The organism is Corallococcus sp. AB030, assembly GCF_003668965.1.
GTDB classification, from domain to species: domain Bacteria; phylum Myxococcota; class Myxococcia; order Myxococcales; family Myxococcaceae; genus Corallococcus; species Corallococcus exiguus.
In genome coordinates, this window is sequence record NZ_RAWQ01000125.1 from 23,957 (window position 1) to 30,815 (window position 6,859).

Consider the following 6,859-nt stretch of genomic DNA (forward strand, 5'->3'; position numbering starts at 1 on the left):
CCCCGCGTCGCGTCCGGCATCCTGCGCCCGGCGGCCCGCCTGGGAAGAGGCTGACGTCTCCAGCGCCGGATCCGTCTGGGGGATAACACCCGGCGAAACGCCCGCGCGCTCCCCCCAATCTTTTTCGCTGCCGGTGGTTCCATTCGCCGCTCGCGCCCCCACTGTTCCCGCGGCACCGCCCGTGAATTCCTCCGACGCCAAGAACGCCCAGGCTGGCCGCACCGCCGTCACGGTCCTCAATGTCAATGACGACCCGGCGACGCTGTACCTGCTGAGCCTCACGCTGAAGCAGGGCGGCTACCAGGTGCTCGAGGCCACGGGAGGGCGCGAGGCGCTCCGGCTCGCCCAGGGGCAGCCCGACCTGGTGCTGCTGGACGTGCACATGCCGGACATCGACGGCTACGAGGTGTGCCGCCGCCTGCGCGCGGACGAGGCCACGCACGACCTGCTCATCGCCCACCTGTCGTCCGTATCCGTCAAGCGCGAGGACCGCGTGCGGGGCCTGGCCCAGGGCGCGGACGCGTACTGGACGCGACCCCTGGCGGAGGACGAGCTGCTCGCGAACATCGAGGCGATGCTGCGCCTGCAGACCCGCGCCCGGGACGCCGTGCGCGCGCGCGACCGATTCCTCAGCATCGCCGCGCATGAGCTGAAGACGCCCCTCACCGTGCTGCGCCTCAACCTGGAGCGCGCGGTGGAGATGGTGGTCAACGACGCGGACGCGGGCGGCGCCATGGGCAAACGCCTGACGCCCGCGGTGCGTCACCTCACGCGGCTGCAGACCCTGGTGGACAACCTGCTGGACGTGTCCCGCCTGTCCACGCAGGGCATGGCGCTGCAGGTGGACACGGTGGACTTCTCCCAGCTGGTGCGCGAGCAGGTGGAGCGCTTCCAGGCTCCGGCCCGCAGCGCGAACGTGGCCCTGACCGCGGAGCTGCCGGACGCTCCCGTCCTCCTCTTCGGCGACGCGCGCATGCTGGAGCAGGCCGTGGGCCACCTCCTGTCCAACGCCGTCAAGTACGGCGAGGACCGGCCCGCGAAGGCGCGCCTGTCCATGCACGAAGGCCACGCGGTGCTCGCCGTGGAGGACCAGGGCGTGGGCATCGCGCCGGAGGACCAGGCGCGCATCTTCCGCCGCTTCGAGCGCGTGCCGGCCCCGGGCCGCTTCGAGGGCCTGGGCCTGGGGCTCTACCTGGCCCAGGAGATCGCCGCCGCGCACGACGGCACGCTGAGCGTGAAGAGCGCCCCGGGCCAGGGCGCGTGTTTCGAGTTGAGGCTGCCCCTGCATCGCACCCAGCGGTACTGACGCATCCACAGGGAGAACGATTCGTGTCGAACACCGAAGACGCTGACGGCGGCACCCCGTCCAGCGAAGGCAAGAGTCCGACGAAGCGCCTCGTCACCAATGTGCCCCGGCTGGACTTCATCACCAAGGGCGGCCTCATCCAGGGCTCGTCCTACGCCATCATCGGTCCACCCGGCTCCGGCAAGACGGTGCTGGCCAACCAGATTGCGTTCCAGCACGTGAAGAACGGCGGCAAGGCGCTCTACGTGACGCTGCTGTCGGAGTCGCATGGGCGCTTGCTGGAGAACCTGTCGCAGATGACGTTCTTCGACCCCGACGTCATCCCGGACCGGCTCCAGTACCTCAGCGGATACCGCGACCTGGAGCGCGACGGGCTCAAGGGCCTGCTGGAGCTCTTGCGCAAGAACGCCCAGGCGCACGGCACCACGCTGCTCATCATCGACGGCATGGACGCGGCGAAGGAGTTCGCCACCTCGGACCAGAGCTTCAAGCGCTTCCTCCAGGACCTGCAGACCTTCTGCAGCATCCTGGGCTGCACCACGCTGATGCTCGCCCCGCACCACGAAGGGGAGATCCACCCGGAGAACACCGCGGTGGACGGCATCTTCGAACTGTCGCTGTGGCTGCACGGGCCGCGCGCGGTGCGTGAGCTCATCGCCATCAAGTTCCGCGGCGGGCCATCCCTGCTGGGCCGCCACGAGGTGGAGATCAGCAACCAGGGCATCCTCATCCACCCGCGCACGGAGGTGCAGTTCGCGCACCCCGCCGCGGAGGGGCGCGAGGACCGCATCCGAATGCCCTTCGGCATCCCCCGCCTGGACGAAGCGCTCCGGGGCGGCGTGCTGTCCGGCTCCACCACGCTGCTGCTGGGCGCGCCCGGCACGGGCAAGACGCTCCTGGGGCTGCACTTCCTCCTCGAGGGCGCGCGCGCGGGCCAGCCGGGCGTCTACTTCGGCTTCTTCGAGACGCCGCCCCGCCTCATCGAGAAGGCCGAGGGCACCGGCATGGGGGACCTCAAGAAGTACGTGGACGAGGGCCTCATTGAAATCCAGTGGCAGCCGCCGCTGGAGCACAACATGGACTCGCTGGCGGAGCGGCTGCTGGAGCGCATCGAGGAGCGCAAGGTGGACCGGCTGCGCTTGTTCATCGACGGCGTGGCAGGCTTCCGCTCCGCGGCGGTGTACCCGGACCGCCTGGGGCGCTTCTTCTCCGCGCTCACGCACCAGCTGCGGATGATGGACGTCACCACGCTGTACTCGGATGAGACGCCCCTGTTCAGCCCCGGCGTGGAAATGCCCCAGCCGGAGGCCGCGTCCACCGTGGAGAACGTCATCCTGGTGCGCTACGTGGAGCTGCGCTCGCAGCTCTACCGGCTGCTCTCCATCATGAAGATGCGGGAGAGCGCCTACGACAGCGGCATCCGCGAGTTCTCCATCAGCGAACAGGGCATCGAGGTCGCGGGCACCTTCGAGAGCGCGGAGAGCATCCTCACCGGCCACGCTCGCCTGACTGGCGGCGAGAGCTCCCGCTCCGACCGCGTGAAGGCCCCCCTGGGCCCGAAGAAGAAGAAGCAGGCCCGCAAGGCGCCCGCGAAGAAGAAGCCGGCCTCGAAGAAGGCTCCGGCGGGCACGTCCCGGCGGAGGCGTTCATGAAGACCGTGCTCGTCGTGGACGACGAACAGGACATCGCCGAAGCCATCCAGGCCATCCTGGAGGAGGAAGAGCTGCGCGTCGTCGTCTGCGGCAACGGCCGCGAGGCGCTGGCCAAACTCAAGGAGGAGAAGCCCGACCTGGCCATCATCGACGTGATGATGCCGGTGATGAATGGCTACGAGACCATCGACGCCATCCGCAAGGACGGCACCCACCACTTCCCCATCCTCGTCATGAGCGCCATCCAGCCGCCCAAGGCCAAGATGGAGGAACAACAGTGGGCCGGCTTCCTCAAGAAGCCGTTCTCCCTGCGAGACCTGGTGGACACCGTGGAGCGGCTGACGTCGTCGTAGGTGTCACTCTCACGATTTCAGCTCAAAGCACCCGCGGCGGGCAGGCAGCCGTCGCGGGTGCTTCCGGTTGAAATCGAAAAATCGCGCGCGCACAGTGGGTCCACCTGACGCGACGCATCCATGCCCACTGAAGTCGAGCCGACACCCTCCCGCGAGCCGGGCCTGTTCCGCCTGACCTGGCCCATCTTCTTCGAAATCTTCCTCTTCATGCTGATGGGCACGGCGGACACGCTGATGCTCAGCGGTGTGTCGGACGCCGCCGTGTCCGCGGTGGGCGTCGTCAATCAGTACGTCTTCATCTGCATCCTGGTGATGGAGGTGGTGAGCCACGGCGCGTCCATCGTCGTGTCGCAATATCTCGGTGCGAAGCGAAACGTGGAGGCGGCGCGCATCGCGGCGCAGGCCATCACGATGAACTTCCTGCTGGGCCTGGCGGTGAGCGGCGGGCTGCTGTTGTCCGCGGACTCCATCCTGGGACGGATGAACCTGGAGCCCCAGACGCAGGCGTACGCGAGCACCTACTGGCACATCGCGGGCGGCTTCCTCTTCCTCCAGGCGCTCATCAACGTCTTCTCCAGCCTCATCCGCACGTACGGCTTCACGCGGCAGTCCATGTACGTGGCCATGGGCATGAACGTGATGCACGTGGTGGGCAACTGGGTGCTCATCTTCGGGCACTTCGGCATGCCGGCGCACGGCGTGGCGGGCGCGGCCATGTCCACCGTCTTCAGCCGCGCGATGGCGGTGGGCGTCTTCGCGTGGATGCTCTGGCGGGTGATGGACGTGAAGATGCAGCCCACGAACTTCGTGGCGCTGACGCGCGAGTACGTGCGGAAGATTCTCCGCGTGGGCGTGCCGTCCGCGGTGGAGCAGATGACGTACCACGCGTGCCAGACGGTGTTCCTGTACTACGTGACGTACCTGGGCCCGGTGGCGCTGGCGTCGCGGCAGTACGCCAACGCCATGTCCCAGTACGTGTTCCTGTGCAGCCTGGCCATCGGCATGGGCACGTCCATCATCGTGGGCCGGCTGGTGGGCGCGAAGCGCTCGCAGGACGCGTACGCGCGCGTGCTCAAGAGCCTCAAGTGGAGCATCGGCATCACGGTGGCGGTGGACGTCACGGCCATCCTCTTCCGCGAGCCGCTCATCCGCCTCTTCACGCACGACGGCGACATCCTGCGACTGACGTCACAGGTGTTGGTGCTGAGCCTGCTTTTGGAGACGGGCCGCTCGTTCAACCTGGTGCTGGTGAACGCGCTGCGCGCCGCGGGCGACGCCACCTTCCCGGTCATCATGGCGATGATCTCCATGGTCTGTATGAGCCTGCCCCTGGGCTACTACCTGGTGTTCCACCTGCAGCTGGGGCTCGCGGGCGTGTGGCTGGCGGTGGCCGCGGATGAATGGACGCGCGGCCTGGCCATGTGGCTGCGCTGGCGAAGCCGCGCGTGGGAGCGCCAGTCGCTGGTGTCTCCGGCGGAGGCGCCGGTGGTGATGGCGCACTGAGGAGGGCTTGAACGCGCGCCCGCCCTGCACGCCTGTACGGGGCAGCCGGGCGCGCTCATTCTCCGGCCCCTTCTCCTGGACGCGGCGCATCCCACTATTGGTGGGCCTCATTACGGACCCACCCAGGAGAAACCCATGCTCGCAGTCGTCTACAAGGCCAACAGCCAGGTGAAGGTGGAGGAGGTGGAGGATCCGAAGATGGAGTCCCCCACCGACTGCATCATCCGCGTCACCTCCGCCGGCATCTGTGGCAGTGACCTGCACATGTACGAAGGTCGCACCGCGTCCAAGGCCGGACAGGTGTTCGGCCACGAGAACATGGGCGTCGTGGAGCAGGTGGGCCCTGGCGTGACGAGCATCAAGAAGGGCGACCGCGTGGTGCTGCCCTTCAACATCGCCTGCGGCACCTGCTTCGACTGCGTGCGCGGCCGCACCGAGGCGTGCCTCGTCGCCAATCCGGAAGCGCCTCACGCGGGCTACGGCTACGCGGGCATGGGCCCGTACCGCGGCGGACAGGCGGAGCTGCTCCGGGTGCCCTGGGCCGACTACAACTGCCTGAAGATCCCCGGGAAGCCGGGCGATGACCTGGAGGACGACTTCCTGCTGCTGTCGGACGTGTTCCCGACCGCGTACCACGGCACCGAGCTGGCGAACGTGCGGCCGGGCGCCACCGTGGCCGTCTTCGGCGCGGGGCCTGTGGGCCTGCTCGCCGGCTACTGCGCGCTCTTGCGCGGCGCCTCGGAGGTCTACGTGGTGGACAGCGTCCCGGAGCGCCTGGCCAAGGTGAAGGAGATGGGCGCCATCCCCATCGACTTCACGAAGGGCGACCCGGTGAAGCAGATCATGGACCTGCGCCGCGGCAACCCGCTCATCATGGGCGCGCTGCGCTCCGGTGAGGAGAAGGCCATGGGCGTGATGTGCGGCATCGACGCCGTGGGCTACCAGTCGCGAGACATCAAGGGCGCGGACGCGCACGGCGGCCGGGAGAAGCCCACCCAGGTGCTGGAGCAGCTGGTGGAGCTGGTGAACCCCACGGGCTCCATTGGCGTCGTGGGCGTCTACCTCGCCCCGGACCCCGGCGCATCGGACGAGAACGCCAAGCAGGGCATCTACCCGCTGCCGTGGGCCAAGGTGTTCGACAAGGGCATCACCGTGGGCACCGGCCAGACGCCGGTGAAGCGCTACAACTACTTCCTGCGCGACCTCATCATCGCGGGCCGCGCCAGGCCGAGCATGATCGTCAGCCACCGCCTGCCGCTCCAGGACGCGCCGGACGCGTACAAGAAGTTCGACGCACGCAAGGACGGCTACACCAAGGTCATCCTCAAGCCCCAGCTTGGCCCCAAGGCTCGCGCTTAGGGAGCCCCTGTCCCCAGGTCCAAGGCCCGGGGTGCACACGCCCCGGGCCCGGCGGTATATGATCTGATGGTGGTTGCCCTGGACAAACCCTCGACCGTGCTGGTGGTCGAAAGCTACGACGACCTGCGCGAGGCCCTGGTGGCCCTCCTCGTCTTGGAGGGCTACACGGTGCTGTCCGTGGCCACGGCCACGCAGGCGTTCGAGGTGTTGTCCCAGCACCCGGACATGCCCTCGCTGGTGCTCCTCAGCCTGATGCTGCGCAACCCGGAGGACCAGCGCTTCCTCGTCCGGCTGCGGAACCTGGACCTGACGTCGCGGCTGCCGGTGCTGGCGCTCACCGCGGATCCGGACCTCCAGGCGGCCCCGTCCGGGACGGTGGGCCTCTTGGGCAAGCCGGTGCGCACGGAGGTGCTCCTGGCCGCCGTGGACCGCTACCGGACCCGGCACTGAAGGCCCTCGTCAGGGGCGGATGTAGGCAGGAAAAGGCCGCAACTGCGGGCGGCAAGGGTCGATAATCCATCAACGTCCACCGTCTCGGTGGTTCGAGGGGGAGACCCGACATGTCCAGAATCGGTGAGTCGATTGGCGGCGCCATCGCGGCGCGAGTGCAGCAGGCGCTGACCCCGCAGGTCCGCCCCACCCCGCCGCCTCCGGCCGCTCCGGTCGCGTCGCGTCCCTCCGACACC

At 68.5% G+C, this 6,859-nt stretch carries 6 protein-coding genes; all 6 read left to right on the forward strand.

The features are described 5' to 3' along the window. Positions 1–181 precede the first annotated feature (181 nt). The 6 genes from D7Y15_RS26635 (at position 182) to D7Y15_RS26660 (ending at position 6,623) form a co-directional block, all read left to right on the forward strand. Positions 182–1,306, forward strand: coding sequence for a hybrid sensor histidine kinase/response regulator (locus D7Y15_RS26635; RefSeq protein WP_120577964.1), 1,125 nt, complete (start codon positions 182–184; stop codon positions 1,304–1,306). A 23-nt stretch (positions 1,307–1,329) separates the two neighbouring features. Further along, a complete protein-coding gene (locus D7Y15_RS26640) occupies positions 1,330–2,958 on the forward strand; it encodes an ATPase domain-containing protein (protein ID WP_121754332.1) in 1,629 nt (542 codons plus the stop codon). Next, positions 2,955–3,311 (forward strand): response regulator transcription factor, encoded by a 357-nt coding sequence (locus tag D7Y15_RS26645; RefSeq protein ID WP_120595499.1) that lies wholly within the window; start codon positions 2,955–2,957, stop codon positions 3,309–3,311. The genes D7Y15_RS26640 and D7Y15_RS26645 overlap by 4 nt, the downstream gene beginning before the upstream one ends. A gap of 120 nt (positions 3,312–3,431) precedes the next feature. Beyond that, on the forward strand, positions 3,432–4,814 hold the full coding sequence (locus tag D7Y15_RS26650) for an MATE family efflux transporter (RefSeq protein WP_121754333.1): 1,383 nt from the start codon (positions 3,432–3,434) through the stop codon (positions 4,812–4,814). A gap of 135 nt (positions 4,815–4,949) precedes the next feature. Then, positions 4,950–6,173, forward strand: coding sequence for a glutathione-independent formaldehyde dehydrogenase (locus D7Y15_RS26655; protein ID WP_121754334.1), 1,224 nt, complete (start codon positions 4,950–4,952; stop codon positions 6,171–6,173). Positions 6,174–6,239: 66 nt separating this feature from the next. Continuing rightward, positions 6,240–6,623, forward strand: coding sequence for a two-component system response regulator (locus D7Y15_RS26660; RefSeq protein ID WP_120577959.1), 384 nt, complete (start codon positions 6,240–6,242; stop codon positions 6,621–6,623). Positions 6,624–6,859 lie beyond the last annotated feature (236 nt).

Coding starts and splice junctions, on each gene's coding strand:
- D7Y15_RS26645 (WP_120595499.1), top strand. CDS start 2,955: ATGAAGACCGTGCTCGTCGTGGACGACGAACAGGACATCGCCGAAGCC.
- D7Y15_RS26650 (WP_121754333.1), top strand. CDS start 3,432: ATGCCCACTGAAGTCGAGCCGACACCCTCCCGCGAGCCGGGCCTGTTC.
- D7Y15_RS26655 (WP_121754334.1), top strand. CDS start 4,950: ATGCTCGCAGTCGTCTACAAGGCCAACAGCCAGGTGAAGGTGGAGGAG.
- D7Y15_RS26660 (WP_120577959.1), top strand. CDS start 6,240: ATGGTGGTTGCCCTGGACAAACCCTCGACCGTGCTGGTGGTCGAAAGC.